The organism is Alteromonas sp. ISO5 (assembly GCF_058105165.1).
In genome coordinates, this window is the sequence record NZ_CM176572.1 from 3,697,720 (window position 1) to 3,720,642 (window position 22,923).

Annotated in this window: 23 protein-coding genes; 7 read left to right on the forward strand and 16 right to left on the reverse strand. The window is 48.6% G+C overall.

The window, feature by feature from the left end:
- Positions 1-18: 18 nt before the first annotated feature.
- Both AC2T0J_RS16540 and AC2T0J_RS16545 read right to left on the reverse strand, forming a co-directional pair.
- A complete protein-coding gene (locus AC2T0J_RS16540; protein WP_489810440.1) occupies positions 19-219 on the reverse strand; it encodes a hypothetical protein in 201 nt (66 codons plus the stop codon).
- Between the two features lie 37 nt (positions 220-256).
- On the reverse strand, positions 257-433 hold the full coding sequence (locus AC2T0J_RS16545) for a DUF1328 family protein (protein WP_279319426.1): 177 nt from the start codon (positions 431-433) through the stop codon (positions 257-259).
- A 236-nt stretch (positions 434-669) separates the two neighbouring features.
- Here AC2T0J_RS16545 and yfbR point away from each other — a divergent pair, with 236 nt between their 5' ends.
- Positions 670-1,317: a 5'-deoxynucleotidase gene (yfbR, locus tag AC2T0J_RS16550; RefSeq protein WP_489806873.1), complete on the forward strand. Its 648-nt coding sequence runs from the start codon at positions 670-672 to the stop codon at positions 1,315-1,317.
- Between the two features lie 52 nt (positions 1,318-1,369).
- On the opposite strand, the gene AC2T0J_RS16555 is transcribed toward yfbR, so the two are convergent.
- From AC2T0J_RS16555 to AC2T0J_RS16600, 10 genes are all read right to left on the reverse strand, one after another.
- The gene (locus AC2T0J_RS16555; RefSeq protein WP_489806874.1) at positions 1,370-1,906 is read right to left on the reverse strand and encodes a DUF2569 domain-containing protein; all 537 of its coding nucleotides are present in this window, start codon (positions 1,904-1,906) and stop codon (positions 1,370-1,372) included.
- 185 nt (positions 1,907-2,091) lie between these two features.
- On the reverse strand, positions 2,092-2,520 hold the full coding sequence (locus AC2T0J_RS16560) for a hypothetical protein (RefSeq protein WP_489806875.1): 429 nt from the start codon (positions 2,518-2,520) through the stop codon (positions 2,092-2,094).
- Positions 2,521-2,554: 34 nt separating this feature from the next.
- A complete protein-coding gene (locus AC2T0J_RS16565) occupies positions 2,555-3,130 on the reverse strand; it encodes a CC0125/CC1285 family lipoprotein (RefSeq protein ID WP_489806876.1) in 576 nt (191 codons plus the stop codon).
- 216 nt (positions 3,131-3,346) lie between these two features.
- Positions 3,347-5,305 carry a response regulator gene (locus AC2T0J_RS16570; protein WP_489806877.1) on the reverse strand — a complete coding sequence of 653 codons (1,959 nt, stop codon included), beginning with the start codon at positions 5,303-5,305 and terminating at the stop codon, positions 3,347-3,349.
- Between the two features lie 13 nt (positions 5,306-5,318).
- Positions 5,319-5,771, reverse strand: a complete 453-nt coding sequence (locus AC2T0J_RS16575) for a response regulator (RefSeq protein WP_489806878.1) — start codon at positions 5,769-5,771, stop codon at positions 5,319-5,321.
- Entirely contained in the window at positions 5,758-7,272 is a 1,515-nt protein-coding gene (locus tag AC2T0J_RS16580; RefSeq protein ID WP_489806879.1) for a sensor histidine kinase, read from the reverse strand. Before AC2T0J_RS16580 ends, AC2T0J_RS16575 begins: the two co-directional genes overlap by 14 nt.
- A gap of 1 nt (position 7,273) precedes the next feature.
- Complete coding sequence (locus AC2T0J_RS16585; RefSeq protein WP_489806880.1) at positions 7,274-7,510, reverse strand: hypothetical protein; 237 nt, start codon at positions 7,508-7,510, stop codon at positions 7,274-7,276.
- Between the two features lie 6 nt (positions 7,511-7,516).
- Complete coding sequence (locus AC2T0J_RS16590; protein WP_489806881.1) at positions 7,517-8,851, reverse strand: sigma-54-dependent transcriptional regulator; 1,335 nt, start codon at positions 8,849-8,851, stop codon at positions 7,517-7,519.
- Positions 8,852-8,942: 91 nt separating this feature from the next.
- Positions 8,943-9,854, reverse strand: coding sequence for a LysR family transcriptional regulator (locus AC2T0J_RS16595; protein ID WP_489806882.1), 912 nt, complete (start codon positions 9,852-9,854; stop codon positions 8,943-8,945).
- Positions 9,855-9,930: 76 nt separating this feature from the next.
- Entirely contained in the window at positions 9,931-10,278 is a 348-nt protein-coding gene (locus tag AC2T0J_RS16600; RefSeq protein WP_489806883.1) for a rhodanese-like domain-containing protein, read from the reverse strand.
- A gap of 197 nt (positions 10,279-10,475) precedes the next feature.
- Here AC2T0J_RS16600 and AC2T0J_RS16605 point away from each other — a divergent pair, with 197 nt between their 5' ends.
- Entirely contained in the window at positions 10,476-10,775 is a 300-nt protein-coding gene (locus AC2T0J_RS16605) for an ArsR/SmtB family transcription factor (protein WP_489806884.1), read from the forward strand.
- Here AC2T0J_RS16605 and AC2T0J_RS16610 read toward each other — a convergent pair.
- A complete protein-coding gene (locus AC2T0J_RS16610; RefSeq protein WP_489806885.1) occupies positions 10,772-11,446 on the reverse strand; it encodes a PRC-barrel domain containing protein in 675 nt (224 codons plus the stop codon). The two genes, AC2T0J_RS16605 and AC2T0J_RS16610, sit on opposite strands and share 4 nt — an antisense overlap.
- Positions 11,447-11,646: 200 nt before the next feature.
- Positions 11,647-12,003 (reverse strand): MaoP family protein, encoded by a 357-nt coding sequence (locus AC2T0J_RS16615; protein ID WP_105934147.1) that lies wholly within the window; start codon positions 12,001-12,003, stop codon positions 11,647-11,649.
- A gap of 347 nt (positions 12,004-12,350) precedes the next feature.
- Between AC2T0J_RS16615 and AC2T0J_RS16620 the strand changes: the two genes are divergently transcribed.
- The 5 genes from AC2T0J_RS16620 (at position 12,351) to AC2T0J_RS16640 (ending at position 19,950) form a co-directional block, all read left to right on the forward strand.
- Positions 12,351-12,518: a hypothetical protein gene (locus tag AC2T0J_RS16620; protein ID WP_489806886.1), complete on the forward strand. Its 168-nt coding sequence runs from the start codon at positions 12,351-12,353 to the stop codon at positions 12,516-12,518.
- 98 nt (positions 12,519-12,616) lie between these two features.
- On the forward strand, positions 12,617-13,459 hold the full coding sequence (locus tag AC2T0J_RS16625) for a LysR family transcriptional regulator (protein ID WP_489806887.1): 843 nt from the start codon (positions 12,617-12,619) through the stop codon (positions 13,457-13,459).
- A gap of 44 nt (positions 13,460-13,503) precedes the next feature.
- Entirely contained in the window at positions 13,504-13,857 is a 354-nt protein-coding gene (locus AC2T0J_RS16630) for a DUF2750 domain-containing protein (protein ID WP_489806888.1), read from the forward strand.
- Between the two features lie 270 nt (positions 13,858-14,127).
- Positions 14,128-15,429, forward strand: coding sequence for a ribonuclease J (locus AC2T0J_RS16635; RefSeq protein ID WP_489806889.1), 1,302 nt, complete (start codon positions 14,128-14,130; stop codon positions 15,427-15,429).
- 327 nt (positions 15,430-15,756) lie between these two features.
- Positions 15,757-19,950: an EAL domain-containing protein gene (locus AC2T0J_RS16640; RefSeq protein WP_489806890.1), complete on the forward strand. Its 4,194-nt coding sequence runs from the start codon at positions 15,757-15,759 to the stop codon at positions 19,948-19,950.
- Positions 19,951-20,012: 62 nt separating this feature from the next.
- Here AC2T0J_RS16640 and AC2T0J_RS16645 read toward each other — a convergent pair whose 3' ends face one another.
- Both AC2T0J_RS16645 and AC2T0J_RS16650 read right to left on the reverse strand, forming a co-directional pair.
- Positions 20,013-22,271 (reverse strand): xanthine dehydrogenase family protein molybdopterin-binding subunit, encoded by a 2,259-nt coding sequence (locus tag AC2T0J_RS16645; protein WP_489806891.1) that lies wholly within the window; start codon positions 22,269-22,271, stop codon positions 20,013-20,015.
- Positions 22,268-22,735, reverse strand: a complete 468-nt coding sequence (locus tag AC2T0J_RS16650) for a (2Fe-2S)-binding protein (RefSeq protein WP_489806892.1) — start codon at positions 22,733-22,735, stop codon at positions 22,268-22,270. Before AC2T0J_RS16650 ends, AC2T0J_RS16645 begins: the two co-directional genes overlap by 4 nt.
- Positions 22,736-22,923 lie beyond the last annotated feature (188 nt).

Genomic DNA, 22,923 nt, shown 5'->3' on the forward strand with positions numbered 1-22,923 from the left:
TTTTGTTTAGCGTGCAGATTAACAGTCGTCGTCTTCTGCATCCACGCCTTCTTTCACATCTTCACAGGCGTCTTCCACGGCATTACCGGCATCGGTTACCGCTTCATCGATAGCTTCACCGGCATCTTCTGCTTCACCGTCGCCACACGCGATAACTGAACATGCGAAGGCAGCAATGATAGTCATTTTAAGTACATCAAGTAATTTCAACGTTTTCATAATAATCTCCCTGATTGGTTATTGAGTTTGTGATTGACTAAGCTCTTGGGGCTTTGCCGCGCAGTGCGCCAGCAACCAAAGAGATAACCAGTAATACTACAAATAAGAAGAACAGAAACTGCGCGATACCAGTTGCTGCACCGGCGATTCCACCAAAACCGAAAACTGCTGCGATGATGGCAATGATAAAAAATGTAATTGCCCAACCTAACATGATGTCTCCTTTAATTTCATCTAATGTCACAATGGTATATGCTTATCTTGTGCCAAAATCTATATCACTGATATTTATATGAAAATTAATATTCGCTGTCGCTGGTACAGCGTCTTTGATAATTCGTTACAAGCACTAGTGCATATTTTACAGACTACGATGCTGTGTTAGGCTGACATCACTGCCGATACGTTTTAGGATCGGTTTATCATTGCTATAATTCACCCGGAGAACTCATGGCTAATAGTCATTCCGCCTTTATTGGTCTTATGCAGCGCGCCCGTAATGTAAAACGCTGGCCGCTGATGGCGCAGTTTCAGTCTGAAATGCTATCCACCCACATTTATGAAGCGTCGGTGATTGCCCATATGCTTGGCGTGATTGCCAGGGAAGTCTACGGTGAAACCATTGAGCCCGATCGGGTAGCTGCCATGGCGATATTTCATGAAGGCAGTGAAATTGCCGGTATGAGCGACATTCCAAGCCCGGTGAAATATCACGACCCGGAAACGACCCAGGCGATCAAAAAGCTCGAACGACGGTTTGAGCAGATGCTGATAAAAACACTGCCTGAGCCGCTTCAGTCATGCTATGAGCCACTGATACTACAGGATAAAAATGACGTGCATGTGCGCCTGGCCAAGGCGGCCGATGTATTGTGTGCCTATCTTAAGTGTGATTATGAGCTGGCCAAATCAAATCATGAGTTTTCCAATGCCATGGAAGAAATGGAAATTCAGTTGGAACGTTACCGTGAAATGCACCCCTGTGTGGATTATTTCTGCAAAGTCTTTTTAGAAGATGCCAAAGGAACACTGGATGAACAAACCAAGGATTTGGACTGGGTGGAAAACGCTAATCAGGCAAATTTAAAAAATCCCTGATTCCCCTTTACGGGTTAATTGCATACGGCGCCTGAACGGCGCCATTGTCATATCAGTTTGATGAGACTGCAGGCAAAGCGGGTGCGGTGTCGTCATCCTCTTTAATAAACGTTGCCTTGACGCGTTTTGACATCAGCATATACGGGATCCAGATAAGTGCACCAATTAGCGTGCGAACAAACTCTTTGGTGGTATCAGGATCGAACATGGGCTCTTGCGGTAACACGATGGATACTAACCAGGCATCAGCCGGAATAAACACCAGTGAAGTCAGCACGATGCCAATGTAGAAAGAGGGAAATAGCCAGTGTCGGGTGAAAAACAAATAAATCAAATAAAGGGATGCCAGAAAAAGCCCGACGTTAAAGGTAATTTCACCGATCAGTAAAGGCCCCCATAAAGGATGATATGCGGCAGAGTCTGCATTGGTTAGTGCATCCCATACGTCACTTTGTAGCAGTGGCTCATAAACGGGAAAGGTATTCATTAGCAGCCGAAAAGGCGTGAATACCACGCCCAGCCCAACTAAAATTAACCAGCCACCCAAGCCCTGCTTATCCGTTGATGGGGCATCGTTTTTTGCTTCCATGTTGTTGTTTTCCTTTTGCTACTGACGGCCCTGGGTCACTCCTGATAAATACAGGCAGGACTAACTAAGTATCAGTAGCTTACTCAATAAAATCGTAACTGTCGCGATAAATTTGTGGCGTTGGAGCAGGTCTTGTTGTCACTGGCCCATGTGATAGTTCTATATACAAATGACACTGCGGCGGATTACTTACCCGGTTGGTTTGCAAGCTCGTGACTGAGTTTTTCCAGACACTGCTGATGGCGGGTTGTAATGGTGCGCAGGTTCAAAGACAGCGGAGAAGGGGTCAGTGAACTCAGGTTTTCTTTCAGGCTCGCCAGCAATCGTTGCTCGATTTCGATGAAATCGCGGACATGACGAATTGAAGGGTAGTGCTCTAGCATCGACTGGAACTGCTGTTTTACCTGTTCCGACAGAGCGTAATCATGCCCGTTATTGCTCTCAGCCTCCATCAGACGCAGGGCGCGAAGCTTTTCAGCTCGCAGCACCCGCAGGCACGCCCGTTGCTGCGGCTGCTGGTTGCTTTGCTGAGCGGTTTGGTATAGCTCAGCGCCTTGATTAAAAAGGTCTTTAAACATTTTGATGGCACATTTTCCGGTGTTCGACATAATCATAGTTACACCTTATTTGTTTGACCTGTGGAAGCGCTTATCTCAATCGGATAGCATCTTCGGGGAGCGGCTCGAAGCGACCGTACTGGACAGTCATGGCATAGTATTTCATGTCAGCTGTAGACGTATCGGCTGAAACGGGATTGGGCGTAGACACCTGCTCGCATCCGGATACCGTGCATTGCTGATTAGAAGGTAAACTGGTAGCGGTGATATCGCCGGTAACTGTACCATCAACAGTCTGAGACTGAGGGGCTGCAGTTAATACCTGTTGGTTGGTCATAGATGGCATAGTCACAGCCTCGCTTGAAACAATGCGGTACCAGCGGTAATCACGCTCCAAACCAATCTCTTCTGCACGTTGCTGGCTGTATTGTTCCAGGGTCTCCTCACTGGTTGCGCTATTGGCCTTGTAAAGAATTTTATATTTACCTTCAGACAGGCGATGTGATGAGTAACCTGCTTCGTGGGCCGACCCGGCAGCCTGGTAAGGCGTTGTTGTTAACTGGGAGCCTGCGCAACCGGTTAGCATACAAGTGGTTACCACAGCGAATACCAAAGCTCTGATCAACACTGCATCGCTGAATAATCTGAATAATAGTTGTATGTCCATGTTGTTTTCCTGTTTGCGTCATCGTCAGAAACCGGGTGTTGAAACGCTTCGATTAACCGTTACTGACAGAATTAAACCTGTGCTTACAGGAGGGATTTGCAACGCTTATGCCATTAACGTGATTAATTTTATCTTATTGATATATTTGGATTAATTTTAATTTTTGTGAGAGAGGGTAATGATGAAGGAAGAAGGCAGTGTAAAACTTGCAAAGTTTTACCTGCAAAAGTTCAGCATTGCCAGATCAGCTTTACTCACAGGCTTCAGTAGTACCTGCGCAATGGGTAAACCGTCGAGGCGAGCTTTATCCGGCTCTGCGCCGCTGATAATAGTCACGTTCAGGTTTGGGGCGACTTCATTGATTGCGGCAGTCAGTTCATAGCCATCGGTATCGGGTAGATGCAAGTCCATAAGTACGTGGGCATAATGTTCCGGGGCATGGGCAATCTTTTCCAGTGCCTGTTGACCATTAAGCGCAATATCCGCTTCGTAATCCAATGAGTTCAGCAGCAGACACATTAATTCGGCCGCGTCCTCATCATCCTCAACGACCAGTAAAGAAGACTTCTGCTCAGCCGTACTAATCTGTTTAGGGGCGGAAGGCTGGGAGGCCGGCAGCAAAAAGGTGCTGAGCACCTCACTCAGATCTTTACGGTCGATAGGTTTGGCAATCACGTTGTCAAAGCCTTCAGCCAGTAACGATTCTCTGAGTCCCTTACGACTGGCTGCCGTAACGGCTACCACAGGCGTTTGAATGCCAGAGGAGCGCATGGCCTTTAAGCAATCAATGCCATTCATAACCGGCATATGAATGTCCATGAGTACCAGGTGGAAGGGCTCTCCGTTATGTTCTGCACTGCGTATCTTTTCTAGTGCGTCGGCGCCATTCTGTGCGTAGGTTACCTGAGCCTGACTCATACTGACCAGGCGGCCGGTGAGACGGCGTATTTCCCGTAAGTCGTCAACAATGAGCACCCGGCCATCGAGGTGTTGGTTAATTTTAAATTGTGTCGGAGGACGCTCAGGCGCCTCGAGATTCAGGCGGATCAGGTTTTGTTCGGTGCTGCCTTCAGCATTAATGCAAAACCAAAAACGACTGCCTTCGCCATGGGTGGATTCTACCCTTATCCGGCCGCCCATACGACTGACTAATTCATTGGAGATAGCCAGGCCGAGACCAGCGCCACCATGGTTGGCATGGATCAAATCCTCAATTTGTTCGAAGGGCTTAAAAATGGTGTCCAATTTGTCTGCCGGCATGCCAATACCGGTATCCTTGACGGCAAAACAGACTCGCTCGTTGTCGTTGTCGAACTCAACATTAATCGCCACTTCGCCAGTGTCGGTAAATTTAATCGCGTTGTTAACAAGATTGATCAGGATTTGTCGCAGTCGGGTTGGGTCAGCCTCAATGTATTCGGGAATGAGCGAATTGGCGTTGACCGTCAATACTAGGCCTTTTTCACTGGCCTGCATAACCATCAGACTGTATAGATCGGTTAAAAAACCGTTCAGGTTAAGCGTTTGTGGCATCAGATCTAACTTGTTAGCCATGATCCGTGACATATCCAGTAAGTCGTTGAGCAGGCTAAGTAAATGTTTACTGTTATTTAAGATAGTTGAGAGTTCAGCGTTAATTCGCTCATTGCCGGGGCTGTCCAGTAACAGCTCGGTATAACCGAGGATGGAGGCCAGTGGTGTTCTGAGTTCATGACCAAGATGGGCGAGAAATTTATCCTTGGCCTTGTTTTGCTGCTCGATGCGATGACGTTCCAATCTTTCGGTTTCGATTTCGCGGCGCACCAGCGCGTAGCGAATGGTCCGCATAAAACGCGGCGTGTCAACTTCGGCTTTGGTTAAGAAGTCTTCGGCACCGGCGCGCATTACCCGGTCGTCAACAATACTGTCGGCCTGGCCTGTAAGCACCACCACCGGAATCGTTACTGACAGGCTTTTGAGCTTTTCCAGTACGTCCATGGCGTTCTCCTGACCCAGCAGGTAATCGAGCAAGCATAAATCAAATGCGTCCGTTTGCAATTGTTCAATAGCTTCTTCACCCGTTTTGGCCCATACCAGTTCGAACACCGGCGACTTGCACTGCGACAGCGAGTCAGCGGTCAAAAAATAGTCGTCTTCGTCATCTTCAACCAGCAGAATGCGTACATGGTCAGTCATGGATCACTAATGCCTATTTATTGTGGGGGAGTTCAACAAATTCTATCCAGTAGCGACCGATAGCGCGCATAAGATCCACCAGACCCTCAAAGTTGACTGGTTTAGTAATGTAAGAGGCGGCACCGAGGTCGTAACCGCGGATCATATCTTCCTCTTCTTTCGAGGTGGTTAGGATCACAACCGGAATACTGCGTAAATGAGGGTCGGCTTTGATATGCTGTAACGCCTCACGGCCATCCATGCGGGGCATGTTTAAATCTAGCAAAATCAAACTCGGTCGTGGAGAGGTAGCAGGATCGGCAAATTTACCTTCCCGGCGCAGGTACTCAAGCAGTTCAACACCATCTTCAACGCAGTGTAAGTTGTTTAGAACCCGGCCTTCCTTTAGCGCATCAAGTGCTAGCAATCTGTCGTCTTCGTCGTCATCGGCCATTAAAATGGTTACCGGTAAGCTATTGTTCGGCATGACTTATCACTCCCTGTTGTTGCAAATTGGTAAACGGCTGACCGTCTTCAGGCAGGTACAGTTCGAATCTTGCTCCCTGGCCGGGCTCACTAAAGGCTGCAATGGTGCCGTTATGGCGTTCGATTATGCGACGGCAAACCGCTAAGCCGATACCTGTACCTCTATACTCTGTGCGCCCATGTAAGCGTTGGAACGGGGCAAATATTTTCTCGGCAAAGTCTTGCTCAAAACCTATGCCATTGTCCTGTATGGTGAGTTTAAACCAGCTCAATCCAGGTAACAGTTGGAGTGTTTCGGCGTCGTCCTCAGTGACGGCCTCATACCGCAACGTAATAACCGGTGGCTGGTCTGGCTTGGTGAATTTCAATGCATTGGACAGCAAATTTAAAAAAAGCTGGTTCATCTGTGAGGCGTCGGCTTTTATCACCGGCAATGAATCGCTTTGAATTTCTGCCTGTTTTTCTTCGATAGTGATTTCGAGATCTTCCAACACTGAGCTGACGACGTCATTTAAATCCGTATCCTCAAAATCTTTGCCGCGAGTGGTCACCCGGGAAAATGACAGCAAATCACTGATTAACATGGACATACGCTCGGCGGCATTGAGCATTCGGCGCAGAAAGTCCTGACCACGCTCATCCAGTACATGTTCATAGCCGGTGCTGATGCGGTTTCCAAAGGCGCGAATCTTGCGCAAGGGTTCCTGCAGATCATGCGAGGCAACAAAGGCAAAATCTTCCAGCTCACGATTGCTGCGCGACAATTCTTCTGCGAAAACCTGCAACTCTAAGGTACGTTCCTTCACCCGTGATTCGAGCACCAGGTTATGTTGCTGTAATTCGCGTCTGTGTCTGATAGTCTCACGGATATTCATGCGTAATAACATAAAGATACTGATTACCAGCAGCCCGGTAGTTAGTGCGGAAATAATCAGATTAGTGACTGAGTCTGAACGGAGTTTGAGTAACGAGTCTATGTGCTGTTTCTGCACTTTGTGTTCTTCTGCGGCGATCTGAACAAAAACATCTTCAAACTTGTTATACAGCTCTAGTCCAACGTCAGACTGAAAAATAGCGTTGGCTTCCTCTTTGCGGCCCTGACGTGCCAGTTCGACGGTTTCAATGAGTTCTGACAGCTTGGCTTTTGACAGATCTATCAATTGCTGAAGCCGCACTTCCTGTTCGGTAAAATCCGAACGAATCGCGTTGGCTTCTACCTGCTCGATGATGTTGTTGACTTTATTGAGTGTTTTCTCGTAGTCAACTAAATAGGCTTCGCGGTCGGCGAGTAAAAAACCGCGCTGACCGGACTCTGTTCTGAGTACTGCAAGGTGAAGTGTATTAATGGAATTAATCACCTGATTGGTGGTAAATAACCGCCGCTCCAGTGAGGCCAGCTCATCCATGGTGTGAATGGTGTAGGTGGAGTTAGCGGCAATAACAATGATAACCAGGGTAACCAGCAATATCGACGAAGCTGTATTGCGGATAATGGTCTTCATTTTACGGGTTGCCTTCGAAGTTTGTATCGGGAGAAAATTGCGCCACCAGGTCACTAAGGCTGTCGCTGCAGTCTTTACTGCCGGCTATAATTTTATCCAGTGCCGCCAGGGCTTTATCCTTTGGTACGGCACCTTCGAGAGCCAGTTTAATCAGTTCTGACTGCATGGTTATGCGATTTAATGGGCGGCGCGCGTCGTGCACCGCCTTTTGTAATCGTGAAAATTCACCTTCATCCATATTGTTTTATTCCGAATCACTGTTTATGTCGCCGTAGGCATGTAGTCGGTTATACAGGGTTTTGGTGCTGATCCCAAGCATTTCTGCTGCAGTCGTTTTATTCCCATCCACCTTTTCTAAGGTTGCGTAAATTAACTCCTTTTCGACCTCTTCAATGGTTCTGCCCGCTTTCAGTCCGGTCGACAGAGTCTGTTTCTTGGCAAAGGGGGACTCAATAGTTTTGGGTAATTCGATATCGGTACCTTCCGGGTCGCTCATAATGGCAGCTCGGTGTACAAAATGGCGCAATTCGCGAACATTACCGGGCCAGTCATAGGTTTGTAGTTTTTCCAGCTGCACGGGCTGCCAGCGGAACTGACTGCCATTTTCTTCATTGAGCTGGTTAATAAAATATTCAGCCAATAAAGGAATATCTTCCTTGCGCTCTCGCAGCGGAGGAATTGTGATGGGGAATACGGCGAGACGAAAATAGATATCTTCGCGCAGTACCTTGCTTTCTGCGATCTCTTCCATGCTGCGGTTAGTGGCCGAAACAACCCGGCAGTTTACCGGCATTGCCTTAGTGCCGCCCACCCGGATCACCACTTTGTTTTCCAATACTCGCAGTAAGTTGGGCTGCATGTCGATAGGCATTTCGGTAATTTCGTCGAGGAAGAGGGTGCCGTTTTCCGCTTGTTCGAAAACGCCTTCCTTGCGACCTACCGCACCGGTGAACGCGCCTTTTTCGTGGCCAAATAACTCACTGCCGATAAGTTCTTTTGAGAACGCGCCACAGTTGGTGGCCACATAGGTGCCTTCACAATCAGACGCTTCGTGAATCGCTGCAGCGACCACTTCCTTGCCCACTCCACTTTCACCCAGCAGCATCACGTTGGCTTTGGTTTTACTTACCCTGCCAATCAGTTTGTAAAGCTCCTGCATGGGCGCAGATTCACCAATCAACTGGCCAAAATGTTTAGTAATGGCAGAGGTTGAGCGCTTACTGGCAGGCTGCTTCTTGCCCTGGAGTACCAACTCTAAATCTTCCCGTTGAATGGGCTTAACCAGATAATCGATGTTCGGGCCGCACATATCCTTGATAATCCCTTTGACTGAAGGGTGACCGGTAATAAGTGTTACGCGGGGATGTTGCTCGGGTTGCAGGGACTCCAACAGGTGCAGACCCGACCCATCAGGCAGCATGAAATCCAGCAGGATATGATCAAATGATTCTTTAGAAAGCCACTCTCGCGCTTCGGCGAGAGTAGACGCGGTTAGTACTTCGTGACCAAGAAATTCGATGATTGTGCAGGCAACGTCGGTAAACTCTGCGTCATCATCCACTAAAAGTACAGTTAACATGGTCGCATCCTTGTATGTTGATTATTTGGTCAATTTCACTTTTACGTCAATGGGTTACATTTAGATCATCAGTTTTTATATAACTGTAAGGTTAGTTATTATCCAGTGAGTCGGCGCTGGGCAGCAGCAAGGTTTGATAACGTAACTCACCAATGAAAGCCCGGGCAGCAGGACCAAGCCGATCGCCGTCAGCAAAGCACAGGTGGAGAATCGCTTTGCGTAATCCGCCTTGCTCCATGGGTAATGGCTTTAAGCTGCCATCCTCAAGTTTATCGCTGATAATTGCAAGGGGTAACCAGGCAAACCCTAGTCCTTGACTGATAATATCGATAGAGGTGCGAACATGACTAACGGTCCAACGCTGTTCTGCACCCAGCCAGCCGGATTCGGCTTTGCGTTCCGTGGAGGAGTCGCGAACCACAATCTGACGATAACTCTTGAGGTCATCCAGGCTCAGGGTGCGGTTTAATTCGTGCAATGGATGGCTGGGATGGGCAACGGCGATAAACTCAATATCACAAAGATCCTCACTGAAGCCGTTAGGGTAGGGAAACGGGGAAATACCGATATCCACTTCACCATCCTTAAGTAAGGTATTAGCGCCGTTCAGGACCGTTTCCATCAGTTCAATGCGCAGTAACGGGTACTCCTGGGAAACTTTATTGAGTGCGTGATAGAGCATGTGCGGCGGAAAAATAATATCCGCCGCCACACGTAAGTAGGTTTCAATGCCCGATGTCAGGCTGCTGGCTACACTTTCGACTTTATGGGCTTCTTCCAGCAGGAAACAGGCGCGGCGGTACATGAGTTCGCCGGCTTCGGTCAGGGCGACACGACGCCCTTCATTGAGAAACAGAGTAAGGTTCAGGGCATGCTCGAGTTTTTGTACCGCATGGTGAATGCTCGACTGACTTTTATGAACCTGCTCGGCAGCCTGGTTAAAACCGCCGGCTTCCACGACGGCCTTAAACATTCGCCATTGTTCAAGGGTTGCTTTTAACATACCGGATAAACTCCACTAAAAACTGCCTTAAACGGTCAGCTAATTGTTTTTTTGCGAGCTTACACCGGTTAGTAAATTAGTTAAACGCCTTTTGAATGGTCGGTACATCGCACGTCATTACGGCTACATGCTGGTAGCCCATTTTTGCCAGTTGCTCGGCGGCAAGCATAGCTCGGGCTCCCGAGGCGCAGTGCAGGAAAATCGGCGTGCCAGGATCCTTTACCAGTTCCAGTATTTTCATTTCAAGTACACCGCGGGGAATATTAATCGCGCCGTTGGCCGGGGAATTAGCATGCTCCGCAGGCTCCCTGACATCAATCACATAGCCATTGAGCTCGGCTCGCTCTCTGGCAGCTTCTGCTGCAGTAATTTTTCTGGGCGGCGGATCAATGGCCGCTAAACGTTCCGGGATAGTTAATAGCATGATGACCTCTTGTATAAAATTAATAATATTAGTTAAAGCTAATATTGAGGGTTGTTCTTGTCAACAGCAAGTGTTAATGAGATAACTAATGCCAATTTTGTGATATCAAATCATAACCATTACTTGCTTAGGCGACCAGTTTGAAGTTCAATATACCCATAGCGTGCAGTGAGCCTGAACAAGACAAGGTAAAAGCTATGGATCCAACGCAAATGCTGAGCCGCTCCGAAGAAGCTGAGCAATTTCTAAAACAATTGTCGAATAAGACCCGGTTGATGGTGCTTTGTTCTTTGCTGGAAGGAGAGCGTTCGGTTACCGAATTGCTCGACGATGTGCCGGTAACCCAGCCGGTACTTTCGCAACACCTGGCATTGCTCCGCGAGGCTGAGTTTGTGGCAACCCGCCGCAGCGGGCAAACCATTTATTATCGTTTGGTCGACAACCGCATTATTCAAATCATGCATCTTTTGTATGGTTTTTTCTGTGCGGACGATTAGTCCGCACTCACCGCACCCTCTAGTTCTTTCTTACTGATATCCAGCTCTATCACGTGACCTGCCCAGTCAATCTGTTTGATATGACGGCAGTCTATTTTTACCCGTTTACCGCCGGGCAGCCAGTCGTTCAGATTGATGATTAAATGGGTGACTGACCACTGCGGCAGCTGGATCAGAAAATCCTCCACATGGCCTGCCTGACCATCGCGAAGCGCGATGGTATAGCCGGTGAGTTCGTCACAGGAGCGCAGGTGCGAATTGTCTTCATCTACCTCTGCATGCTGCTGGCTAAAATTATCGACTAACTCCAGCGGGTGAGCATACTCGCCCCAGGCACCCGGGCCCGTCCAGTAGTAGCCGTAGCCAAAATACTTGTATAGCAACGATTCGTACTCGCGGGACACCGGCTGGTGTTCTTCAAGTGTAGGACTGTTCTTCAGTGCTTCTTTGGTGAGAGAAACGGCCAGAGTTTCTTCTTCGGCTTGTAAACTTTCAATCGAGATCGGCGTGATAACTACCTTGCGACTTAACGGCAACCAGGTGTTGGTATCGGCAACGATGTATCTGACGATCCATTGAGCATCGTCAATCAGGACATCCTGACAGCCGCCAACATCGCCGTCTGCCGCGTGAATTGAATAATGGCTTAACTGTGAGAAACGCGTTTCCATAATAACCTCCTTGCTTTACTGACCAGATTTACCGGACACCAATTTATAAGGTGTGGTGCATCGGACGGATCACTCTTACGCCGGCAAGCGGGCGTGATCACATATTTGCTCTGAGTGTATACAGGAGAACTGAAAAAAGATAGCCGGCAGTCGATGACTGCCGACGGGTGTATGCTGAATGACGGGTATACGGGCGACGGTTAAGCTACGTCAAACTCGTCGTCAGAGTAATCCTCATCATAGTCAGACTGATTACTGGCAGAACTATGCAGGGTATAAAATTGTTTGCGGTTGCGCGCCAGCTTGATGTATTTCAACCAGGCTTTTTCCAGCAGACTACTGGCTTGCTGTTCACCTTTCAGCACTGCAATGAAACGTTGCTCTTCGGCATTTTCCGGACTCAGTTCGCCAGACTCCAAACCGGCCAGGGTTTTACCATACGCGCTTAGCACGTCGGCTTCGGGAATACTAAAGTCACCTGACTTACGGAAACCGTAAGGAAAGTGTTGGCGGTCAATAAATTGCTTCGCTGGTACACGTATATCTGTCGTCTTCATGATACGAATTCTCTTGGTTGAGTAATTTCGTGCACTTTTAATTTATAAAACCGCAAATGAAAAACAAAAAATTTTTACCTTCACAATAAAAAAAATTGTTTCATAAAACTGCCATCTTTCAATTCAGAGAATGCGCGCTAAAAACCAGCTATGTTAAGGGCTTTACAGCCCCTGATAGCGCTGGGATGAGCTTCTCTGAGTTGTGTCTGGAGAATGAGGAAAAATACAAATTGGTTAAAAAACACTCAGAAATAAAGTTTGTCGTGACGATAAAAACTATTCATTTCCTATTTTTAAGCAGCGAGGAATAATAAGTGAGTTAGTGTTCAACCAATCCAGAGAAGACAATGAGCAAAGACTATCGTTACCAACGGGAAGAATGGGACTCGGTAGATGACGAAGATAGTGGCGATCACCGCAAGGACCACAAACGTCAGCAATCTATGAAAGACAAGAAAAAAGCTATGCAGCGGCGCGATAAACTGCGACGTTCTCAGTACGATAGTTTGGACTGAGCGCCGATTAAAACGGCCAGCCCGGCACGTTTTATTTTACTTTATTGAAAACTTGTGCCAGCTTATGCGTATGGACGAGAGTCATAGTACGTATAAGCATGGACATTCGTTTTCTGACCACATTTGTAGAAGTAGTTAAAACACGTCATTTCGGCAAAGCGGCCGAGAATCTTTATTTAACCCAGTCGGCAGTCAGTGCCAGAATTAAGCAGTTGGAAGAATATTTCCACACGACTTTATTTGTGCGCCACCGTAACAGTATCCAGCTCACGCCAGCCGGCGAACGATTGTTGCCTTATGCCGAGCAGCTGAGTACCACCTTGCAACAAGCTAAACAAGAATTGCAACGCGAAGCCGGTGAGTATCTGGTGTGTGGTGCCGGCCAATTGAATAACGAAATCTGGATGCCTGAACTACTCCGGCAAATCCACGCGGCGTTTCCCGAGTGGGCGATTAAAGCCGAGGTGCTGCCGTCTGAGCAGATTTCCCGGCAGTTGCATGACCGCAGTATCGACATTGCTTTTTCCAGTGAGCCGCTGAAGTCGGAAGAGTTTACCGGGCAGCTGTTAAAGGCCATGCCACTGGGGTTATTCAGTATTAATCAGACCGAAGTGGACACCGGGGCGGAGCAGTTTGTGTCGATAGATTGGGGCAGTAAGGCCCGCGACGAGCTGTTGACCCGCTTTGCCGAATATCGTGATGCCAAGTTTACCACTAACTCTCTGCGACTGGCCCTGGCCACGCTGCAGCAAGAGGGTGGGGTTGCAGTGTTACCGGTTGGCCTGGACTGGTCTCAGTGGGGACTGGAAAATGTGCGCTGTATTGACCATTTTACTCATGCGCAGTGCAAGCTTTATATGTATTACATGAAGTCTGTCAGACGATCGATTGTGCCTGATGTAGTGAGTGTGGTGAGTCAGCACTTTACGCAGGACGCATAATAGGGCGAAATGCTCAGCCTGAATTGAATAGAAAGAGAACTATAATGCTGAAAGACGACGAATTTATTAACCTCAATCCGGACCAACGCCTGGCTAGCTTTTTTGCAACGGTAAAGAAGCAAGGAGAACTGTTTATCCTCAATGATGACGACGGCTGCGTGATGCTGACCTCAGATGATGAAGAAGGTGTCCCGATCTGGCCGACGGCCAGCCTGGCCAGTATGTGGGCCGATCAGGAATGGGCGCACTGTGAACCCAAAGCGATTAGTCTGGATGTCTGGTTGGCACGCTGGACCGGAGGCCTGTCCAAGGACTTTCTCAACGTCATTATTGCCCCCATGCCGGCTGAGGAAAGTGAGCTTATGGCACCGGAAGAATTTGCCGACAAGCTGTCCTGAGCTGCACCATAATCGTAATAATAACCAGGGTGTGTTGGCTTTGCTGATTAAGGTCAATAACATCCTCGGTAAATATCACCATAATCGCGTTTTTGTCATTGCCTAGGTGCCCGTTCGCAATGACGGCTGTGCCGTGACTGACCAATTTGGCAGACCACAACTATCAGGCAGCAAAGCGCTCAGGAGGAGACTATTTCAAGCTTTTCAACCTTAATACCCGGTGCAAATGATTTATGGTTTTTACCCCTGGGCGGAACGGGTGAGATTGGCATGAATCTCAATTTGTATGGTCATGACGGTCAGTGGTTGATGGTGGATTGTGGTGTCACCTTTGATGAACCTCTGGTGGCGCCCTATCTTAATCAGAATGCTGGTTCCAGACACCATGTCGTGGCCCCGGACCCTGCGTTTATAGTGGAACAACGAGAGCAACTGGCTGGCCTGGTCATTACCCACGGCCATGAAGATCACGTAGGTGCGGTGGCAGCATTGTGGCCGCGCTTACTTTGCCCGGTTTTTGCGACGCCGTTTACGGCAGAAATTTTACATCGCAAACTGGGGCAGGTGGGGCTGGCTGGCAAAGTCCCGGTTCAGATAGTAAGTCCTGATGCCACCCTGACCGTCGGGCCTTTTCTGCTATCCTGGCTGGCAATTACCCATTCGATTCCTGAACCTCAGGCGCTGCTGATCACCACCTCCGCAGGCTCCGTTTTTCATACCGCCGACTGGAAAATCGACGCGCAGCCGATTAGCGGCAAACCCTTTAACGCCAATCTTTACCGGCAACTGGGTGAAACGCAATTACTGGCATTGGTCGGCGACTCTACCAACGCGCTAAAACCCGGCTTTTCCATTTCCGAACGGATCTGTGCAGAAGGCCTGAATACCGTTATCAAACGTTGCAGTGGTCGGGTGGTGGTGAGTTGTTTTGGCAGCAATATTGCGCGCTTGATTTCACTGGCTCGAATTGCTCAGCAAACCGGTCGTTATATGGCGTTGTTAGGGCGGTCGTTGGAAAACATGCATGGCGTTGCCAAGAAAACCGGTTACTGGCCGGACGGTTTCGACCTACTTGAGAAGGCGCATATTGGTTACCTGCCCCCGGATGAGGTGCTGGTGGTGGCAACCGGTAGTCAGGGCGAGCCCAGAGCGGCGCTTAATCGAATGGCCATAGATGCCTCCCCCAACTTCGAACTGGAAGCCGGAGATACGGTGATTTTTTCTAGTATTGTCATTCCTGGCAATGAAAAAGCAGTTGAGCGCCTGCTTGATAAGCTACGTAAAAAGGGCGTTCAGGTTGTTTTATCTGAAGACAGCGACGTGCCCATTCATGCCAGTGGCCATCCTTGTGTCGAAGAATTGAAGCTGATGTATCAGTGGACAAAACCACAGATTGCCATCCCGGTGCACGGTGAGCCGGAGCACCTTGAAGCCCATGCCGCTGTTGCCCGGGATATGGGGGTAAAGCGCACTTACGAGGGCCGAAATGGCGATTTATACTTGCTCGCACCACAACCCGGGATCCGCCGTGCAAGGGTGAAAGTGGGTCGGATTGCTATCGACCAGTCCTGATTTTAGTTCCATAGTGGTCATGTTACCAGCACCTTAAAATGCCTGATGAATACCAAATAATTGACTATTTACCGCCGACTGACAATTTACCGGTGCTATTTTCTACAAAAATGCATAAAATCGCGCCCAACCCACGTTTTACAGATGTTCCGAATACAAATACTGACGTTTGTATGCTATGACTATTAGGTCTGAGAAAGCTTATATGCCCAAGTCTACAAGTATGCCCAAGCCTACAAGCGTCAAAATTCCAGGAACAAATAATGATGTACCGGGCAAACGGGAAGGTTGAATATTTTAATGGTTAGTAGTTGGTTGTTTTGCAGAATGTCTCGCTGTCTGCTGTTTTGCTGTCTGTTGTCTGGTATCCCGCAAGTTACCCTCGCGGCTAGTCTGAACAACGAACCGCTGGTAAGCAATCCTCTGGGGACGGTGTTATCAACTCAGCAAGGGCTCAAACAAGACAGCATTCAGGATCTGCTAATCGATAATGATAGTTTTATGTGGATCGCTACCGAAGGCGGTCTGGACAGGTTTGATGGGCACCGCGTAGAGCATATTGCCGGCGAGGATGGATTGCTGGCTTCCACGCCTATTCAGAACCTGTTTCTGGACAGCAAAAACCGATTGTGGATAAGCACGTTCTATCGCGGCCTTTATCAACTTGATCTGGCCACCAATAAGCTCAGGGCTGTAGTAGAACTGCCGCAGCTGGAATTTCCGGAGTATTATCAGGCCGCTGAACAGTTTATCGAACTGACTAACGGCGATATGCTGTTGTTGTTTGGTCAGTCTTTGGTTCTCTATGACAATAGCAATGACACCCACCAAGTGTTATATCAGATAGATTTTGAGGATAAGGAACGGATCCCCTATCTCAGGGACATGATGTTGGTTGATAACATGCTGTTAGTCGCCTCTTCTGAAGGGTTAATGATGGCTGATTATTCTGCGCAACAGCTATCTTTCAGACCAATTGAGCATCGCAGCGATGTGGAATTTAATTTGGATAATGTCAACACTAAAACGCTGTTACTGGATGATACGGGGGTACTTCTGCTGGGGACGGTTTCGGGCTTGTTTAGCTTGCCCTGGGTGTCGCTAGAGCAGGCGTATCGGGGCGATGGTTTGGTGAAGGATAGCAAACTGATTATCCCGGAACGTAATATCTGGGAGATGCAAGCTCAAAACAGTAATTTAGTTTGGATTGGTTCAGATATTGGTTTATTGCAACTGGTGCGAAAGGATCGTGCATGGCAGGCTTCTTACGTGTTAGAACCAGCAACCCGCGATGTGGCCCTTTCGCGTTCCGACGTTCGCTCAATCGCACTGACCTCTGATAACAATTTGTGGCTTGGCTCCTATTTTAACGGGGCATTGTTCTGGTCGCCGAGCAGTTTTAATTTCAAGACCGTGCAAAATAAGGGTAACAAAAAACCGCTCAGTGATAATGTGATTTGGTCAATCTTTGAGGACAACGACCAGACATTGTGGATCGGTTCAGATAATGGCCTGACCCACTACGATCCTGCCAGCGGAGATAGCCAGTTTTATATTGTTGCTGATGGTATACCAGAACCTTATAGTATTCACACCATTGTTAATATCATGCCAGCGCCCGAACCGGGTAAATTATTACTCTCAACTTACAGTGGCATGCTGCTATTCGATAAAGCAAGTGGTGACTACGAACGATTAGATTTTGGGCTCAGTGATGAGGAAATTGACTACGTGGCCGGTGCCTCATTCGGGCCTGATGGCGAATTGTATTTCTCTGCCAATCATTTTTACCGCTACGATTTCGAGACCGCGACGCTGACCAGGCTGGATCGTCTGGAGGACCAGATAGCGTTCAATCTGGTGATGAATTTTATCGGGATTAATCCACTTAACGCCAATGAAATGTTGATGGCCACGTACGATGGCTTGTGGGCAGTCAACGTTCACACCCAACAAACCCGACAATTGCACCGTTTACCTGAGCGACTGGTCAATACCGAATTGTGGCCCGACGTGGTCAACCTCGACGGCCACGTATTGTGGGTAGGGTATCCCGGATATGGACTGGTTGGCCTGGATGCCACAACCTATGAGGAACGCTATCATTTTGGGCGTGATGCGCTGGGTCAGGCGGTTGTATTATTTGACTTACTGGAAGATGATGACGGCTATTTCTGGTTTAGTTCCTTGAATGGGATACACCGTTTTTCTTCAACTGAGCTTACCTTTACTCAGTATGAATATGGCCGGGAACTCAGTATCGCCGAGTTTAATCAGGGAGCGAGCGCAAAGTTGCAAGATGGCCGCATAGTATTCGGCTCTCCAAAAGGGTTGGTGTTTTTTGAGCCGCACACATTAAATCAGATTAAGCGGTCCCAGTTGTTATCGGAGGAATCCCGGCAAATGGTAATCACCGGTATTCAGTTATCGTCCCGCGACCTGAATCTGCCTAAGCAGAACCTGGCTAATACGCACCTGAATTTGTCTCATGATGACTATGGCTTAACCATTGAGTTTTCTTCACTGCTGTATCATGAAGACAGAGATGCAAAGTATAAGTATTTGTTAACTAAGGGAAAGCAAGTTCTCAGCGAAGATATTACCAAGGATACCCGGGTTGTCCTGCCCTCTTTAGCGGCGGGCGATTATCGTTTTGAAGTGATGCCTGTTTCACAGGCTCGCGAGCGGACATTGTTACCGGCCAGTTTGACTATCCATATGCCATATCCGCCGTTTGGCTCTCCCTTGGCATATACCATTTATGCCCTCGTAGTAGTAGGATTGCTAGGCGCGTATCTGATGAGTCGCCAGCTGCAGTTATTGCGGTTAAAGCAGGCCCAGCAGCAGGTTAAGTTATTTGGTAATGCCTTTCGCCATACCAGTGACTGGGTGGTTATTTTTGATGAATCCCACTTACCGGTAGCGGCCAACCCGGCCTTCGAAAAGACCTTTGGTATCAGTGATAAAGAGCGGCTTGATCGCCAGCTTTACCGGGTTTATCAACAGGTACCAAAGCTGGAAGCACAACTCTCAGGCCACCTTAAACTGCTCAGCGACGACACTGTATGGAAAGGGGAAGAACGTATTCAGACACCCGACGGACGTCAGTACGATGTGCTGATAGATATTAATCGTATGACGGGCGAAAAAGGGGGCCAGGATACGCATTATCTGGTGGTGATTTCCAATATCACCGAACAGAAAAATGCCGAACGCAAACTGGTGAAAATTGCCAACTTTGACAACCTCACCGGTCTGGTGAATCGCAGTTTGCTGCTTGACCGCCTTGAGCACGCCATTGATTCCGCCACGGCTCATAATCACACTGTTGCCGTGTTATTCGTTGATCTCGACCGCTTTAAAGGGATTAACGATTCCCTGGGCCATGACTATGGTGACAAGCTGCTCAGAGTGATTGCTAATCGCATGCTTAATCAGGCTTCGAAGAGTGATACGGTTGCCCGTTTAGGCGGTGATGAATTTGTCATCGTGATGGAGGAGGTTGAGAGCGAGTCAGCGGTATCAAGTTTTGTGGCACAGCTTATCGAGTCTATCGAAACCCCCATTGCACTGGGTAAAGAGGTGTTGCGAGTGTCCTGTTCGGTGGGAATTTCATTTTTTCCTGACGATGCCACTGACCCGGCTGAGCTTCTGAAGCAGGCTGATGTCGCCATGTATACGGCGAAGAAGAATACCCTTAGCGCCTTTATTTACTACACTAAGGAAATGAATGTGCGTGCGATTGAGCGACTGGCGCTGGAAAACCGGGTGAAGTCTGCTTATGAAGAGCAGGTATTTGAAAACTACTATCAACCTATTGTTAATCTGAATACCGGCAAAACCGAAGGGGTTGAGCTGTTATTGCGCTGTTTTTATAAAGGGGAGTGGATATCACCGGCAGCATTTATACCGGTTCTGGAAGAATTGCGTCATATTATCGAACTCACGCGGAAAGCTACCGAGAACGCTATTAACGATCTGAAGCTGTGGTATGCGGAAGGCTACACGGGTTATGTTTCAATAAACCTGTCGGCGCTGCACTTTAAAACGCATTTTGATTTGGATTACATCGAAGAACGCCTTAAAGAAGCGAAGCTGCCTCATTCAGCCTTGCGTTTCGAAATTACTGAAGGTGTTTTGATCGATAAACCTGATGAAGTTCTGCATGAACTCAAGCGGATCCGTGATGCCGGATTTAAGCTAGCTCTGGATGACTTTGGTACCGGTTATTCATCGTTAAGTTACCTGCGCCGTTTCCCGCTCAATGTGTTAAAAATCGACAAGAGCTTTATTGATGACGTGAAAGAAACAGAGGATGAAAATGCCTTGGTGCAAACCACAATTAATCTGGCATTAAGTTTGAAAATGGACTGTATTGCCGAAGGTATCGAGCACACTGAGCAGGTTCAGTATCTGCTTAATCATGGCTGCTATCGTATGCAGGGGTATTTCTTCTCGCGGCCGGTGAATGCTGAGGATATCAGGCGGTGCTTATGCAAAACCTGGTTGCCGCCAGATTAATGTCTCGTTCATTTTAAGCAAAAAAAGCCCGGTGAGTTACCGGGCTTTTTAGTGTTTCGCTGTCAGGCGGTTTTAATATTCAACGGAATCGGTAAGTTGCGGAATCTTTGCCCGGTCGCCGCAAAAAGAGCGTTTGCCAGAGCAGGGGCCGCAGGCGGTGTTGGTGGTTCACCCACGCCGCCCGGCAGGGCGTCGGTTTCGATGATCTCCACATCAATGCTCACAGGGGTTTGTGGCATGCGGGCTACCAGGTAGTCGTGGAAGTTGCTCTGCGTGATTTCACCATTAAGTGCGGTGATTTGGCCTATGGCACAGCTGATACCGTAAATCAGACCGCCTTCGCACTGGGCTTTAACATGATCGGGGTTGACTACGGTACCGGCATCAATGGCTATATAGGCTTTAGGGATAGTCCATTCACCACGACTGTTTACTTTCACCTCCATAACGGCCGCTGAATAGCTCAAAAAGGACCGGTGTGCCGCCAGGCCCATATAACGGCCTTGCTGTTCGCGCTTATCCCAGTCTGCCATGGCAGTCACTTTATTAATGACATTTTTCAGTCTGGCGGTATCTACCGGGTAGTCGTTGAGGTCGTCACCATAGTTGCCGTATTTAGCGTTACTGGCGGCAAAATCAATGTGCCGGTCTTTACCAATCAGTTGCAACAGGAAATCCTTGTGGTCAGTTTGGGTTTGATGAGCCAGTTCTGCCACAAACGACTCTTTGGCAAACGCGTGGTAGACATTGGCTACACTGCGCATCCAGCCAATACGTACATGGGCATTTGCTTCACCGCGCTCCAACTGCAGGTTAGGTACATCAAACGGAGTATCCAAATGACCCAAATCCAGTTCGCCATCGCTGGGCTTATTGGCTGCCGCATTAAAGGTTGATGAAATCGGTGGGAATACGGTTTTGTGGTACCAACCGGTAACGTGATTATTGTCATCCAGCGTTGCACTTAAGCGCTGACCACTGACCGAATGGTAGTAACCGTGTTTAATATCGTCTTCACGACGCCAGACAACCTTGACCGGACGGCCAGCTTGTTTGGCGAGCAGAGCAGCTTCCACAGCAAAATCTGGTTTTGCTTTGCGACCAAAACCACCGCCGAGTAAGGTGACGTTTACAGTAACATTTTCGACTGGCATTTTTAACGCACCAGCCACTTGCTGGCGGGCGGTTTGTGGTGATTGTACACAGGCCCAGATTTCAGCACTATCCTCGGTAACAACAGCGGTTGCGGCTGGCGGTTCCATGGGTGCCTGAGACAAGTGCGGCGCATAGTAACTGGCATCTACTACTGTAGTGGCGTCGGCCGTGGCCTGTTCAAAATCACCCAGTTTACGGACCACTTCGCCTGGTTTGGCTGCGTTGTCCAACAAGTCCTGTTGGTAGGCGTCGGAATTATAGCTGGCATGAGCGCTGGTTTGCCATTCGGTTTTCAGTGCGTTACAGGCCTGCCAGGCGAGCCAGGTATTGGTGGCCAGCACAGCAATACCACCCAGTGGGTTAAACAGCGCCGGGGCAGAGGCTGCTGGCATGTCGATAACATCCACTACGCCAGCCATTTTTTTCACTTCAGCCTGATTAGAGGATTTTACGCTACTGAATAACACCGGGGGGCGCTGGATAACGGCATAGAGCATGTTGTCCATAACCACGTCCTGGCCATACATGGCGGTACCGGTGGTCATGTCGGTTAAATCAACGCTGGGCACTGCCTTACCAATTTGTGTCCATTTATCCCGGGATTTCAGTTTCAAATCACTTGGCTTAGGCACCGGTAATCTGGCCGCTACCGCGACTACATCGGCAAAGGCAACCTTACGGCCTGTGGGGATATGCACTACAAAATGCGCCTGAGTCTCACATTCATATGGGTCGACCTGCCAGCCTTTGGCGGCGGCCGTACAGAGCATCAGGGCCGCGGTGGCACCGGCTTCGCGTAACCGTTGAAAGTTGCGACGTACACTGCGTGAGCCATCGGTATTCTGATCGCCATATTTGGCATCACCAGTGGCCTGCTTAATGGAGACATGCTGCCAGTCGGCGCCGAGTTCTTCGATCATTATTTGCGGGATACTGGTGCGAACCTGTTGACCCATCTCTGAGCGGTGACAGGTAATGTCAACCTTACCATCCTGGGCAAAACTGATGAAAACATTCGGGGCAAAGCTGTCTGACTCTGGCGGATTGGCAAACATGGCGTGCCCACGGGTGGCTGGTAACAATGCCAGGCTCAGCGTAAAGCCCGATGCAGTGGCAGTGCGCTTTAAAAACGTACGGCGGGATTGGGAAATCGTTGAATCGCTCATTTGGTCACCTTTACAGCTATAGACTCCGCCGCTGATTTAACCGCAGCGCGAATACGTGGGTAGGTACCACAGCGGCAGATGTTGCCCGACATATGGGATTCAATCTCTTCGTCAGTTACTGGTTGTTGTTTATCGACCAGCGAGGCAGCCTGCATCATCTGACCACTCTGACAGTAACCACATTGAGGCACGTTATGTTCACGCCAGGCTTGTTGTACCGGGTGCGAGCCGTCTTCAGAGAGTCCTTCGATAGTGGTAACGGCCTTATCGCCAATCGCTGCCATGGGAAGCTGGCAGGAACGGGTAGGTTCGCCGTCAAGGTGCACTGTGCAGGCTCCACAGAGGGCCATACCGCAAGAGTATTTTGTACCGGTCATCTTCAGTTCATCACGGATGAACCAAAGCAACGGCATATTGGGATCCCCCTGATAGTCAAACTCCTGTTGATTAATAGTGACTTTCATAACCTTCCTCTTTTTATCCCTGACGATTGTTTCGTTGAGTGGGATTAGATCAACATGATATCGTTGATGATTCAATAAAAACGGGTTCAGTCGCCGTAAACCACGACTGATTCCGCCCGGTTAAAACAGCTGTTTTAACCTATTTAACGACAATTCGTTAGCTTTATGGCTCTTGTTTTTGTAAAGTC

Coding starts and splice junctions, on each gene's coding strand:
- AC2T0J_RS16540 (WP_489810440.1), bottom strand. CDS start 219: ATGAAAACGTTGAAATTACTTGATGTACTTAAAATGACTATCATTGCT.
- AC2T0J_RS16545 (WP_279319426.1), bottom strand. CDS start 433: ATGTTAGGTTGGGCAATTACATTTTTTATCATTGCCATCATCGCAGCA.
- yfbR (WP_489806873.1), top strand. CDS start 670: ATGGCTAATAGTCATTCCGCCTTTATTGGTCTTATGCAGCGCGCCCGT.
- AC2T0J_RS16555 (WP_489806874.1), bottom strand. CDS start 1,906: ATGGAAGCAAAAAACGATGCCCCATCAACGGATAAGCAGGGCTTGGGT.
- AC2T0J_RS16560 (WP_489806875.1), bottom strand. CDS start 2,520: ATGATTATGTCGAACACCGGAAAATGTGCCATCAAAATGTTTAAAGAC.
- AC2T0J_RS16565 (WP_489806876.1), bottom strand. CDS start 3,130: ATGGACATACAACTATTATTCAGATTATTCAGCGATGCAGTGTTGATC.
- AC2T0J_RS16570 (WP_489806877.1), bottom strand. CDS start 5,305: ATGACTGACCATGTACGCATTCTGCTGGTTGAAGATGACGAAGACGAC.
- AC2T0J_RS16575 (WP_489806878.1), bottom strand. CDS start 5,771: ATGCCGAACAATAGCTTACCGGTAACCATTTTAATGGCCGATGACGAC.
- AC2T0J_RS16580 (WP_489806879.1), bottom strand. CDS start 7,272: ATGAAGACCATTATCCGCAATACAGCTTCGTCGATATTGCTGGTTACC.
- AC2T0J_RS16585 (WP_489806880.1), bottom strand. CDS start 7,510: ATGGATGAAGGTGAATTTTCACGATTACAAAAGGCGGTGCACGACGCG.
- AC2T0J_RS16590 (WP_489806881.1), bottom strand. CDS start 8,851: ATGTTAACTGTACTTTTAGTGGATGATGACGCAGAGTTTACCGACGTT.
- AC2T0J_RS16595 (WP_489806882.1), bottom strand. CDS start 9,854: ATGTTAAAAGCAACCCTTGAACAATGGCGAATGTTTAAGGCCGTCGTG.
- AC2T0J_RS16600 (WP_489806883.1), bottom strand. CDS start 10,278: ATGCTATTAACTATCCCGGAACGTTTAGCGGCCATTGATCCGCCGCCC.
- AC2T0J_RS16605 (WP_489806884.1), top strand. CDS start 10,476: ATGGATCCAACGCAAATGCTGAGCCGCTCCGAAGAAGCTGAGCAATTT.
- AC2T0J_RS16610 (WP_489806885.1), bottom strand. CDS start 11,446: ATGGAAACGCGTTTCTCACAGTTAAGCCATTATTCAATTCACGCGGCA.
- AC2T0J_RS16615 (WP_105934147.1), bottom strand. CDS start 12,003: ATGAAGACGACAGATATACGTGTACCAGCGAAGCAATTTATTGACCGC.
- AC2T0J_RS16620 (WP_489806886.1), top strand. CDS start 12,351: ATGAGCAAAGACTATCGTTACCAACGGGAAGAATGGGACTCGGTAGAT.
- AC2T0J_RS16625 (WP_489806887.1), top strand. CDS start 12,617: ATGGACATTCGTTTTCTGACCACATTTGTAGAAGTAGTTAAAACACGT.
- AC2T0J_RS16630 (WP_489806888.1), top strand. CDS start 13,504: ATGCTGAAAGACGACGAATTTATTAACCTCAATCCGGACCAACGCCTG.
- AC2T0J_RS16635 (WP_489806889.1), top strand. CDS start 14,128: ATGAATCTCAATTTGTATGGTCATGACGGTCAGTGGTTGATGGTGGAT.
- AC2T0J_RS16640 (WP_489806890.1), top strand. CDS start 15,757: ATGTCTCGCTGTCTGCTGTTTTGCTGTCTGTTGTCTGGTATCCCGCAA.
- AC2T0J_RS16645 (WP_489806891.1), bottom strand. CDS start 22,271: ATGAGCGATTCAACGATTTCCCAATCCCGCCGTACGTTTTTAAAGCGC.
- AC2T0J_RS16650 (WP_489806892.1), bottom strand. CDS start 22,735: ATGAAAGTCACTATTAATCAACAGGAGTTTGACTATCAGGGGGATCCC.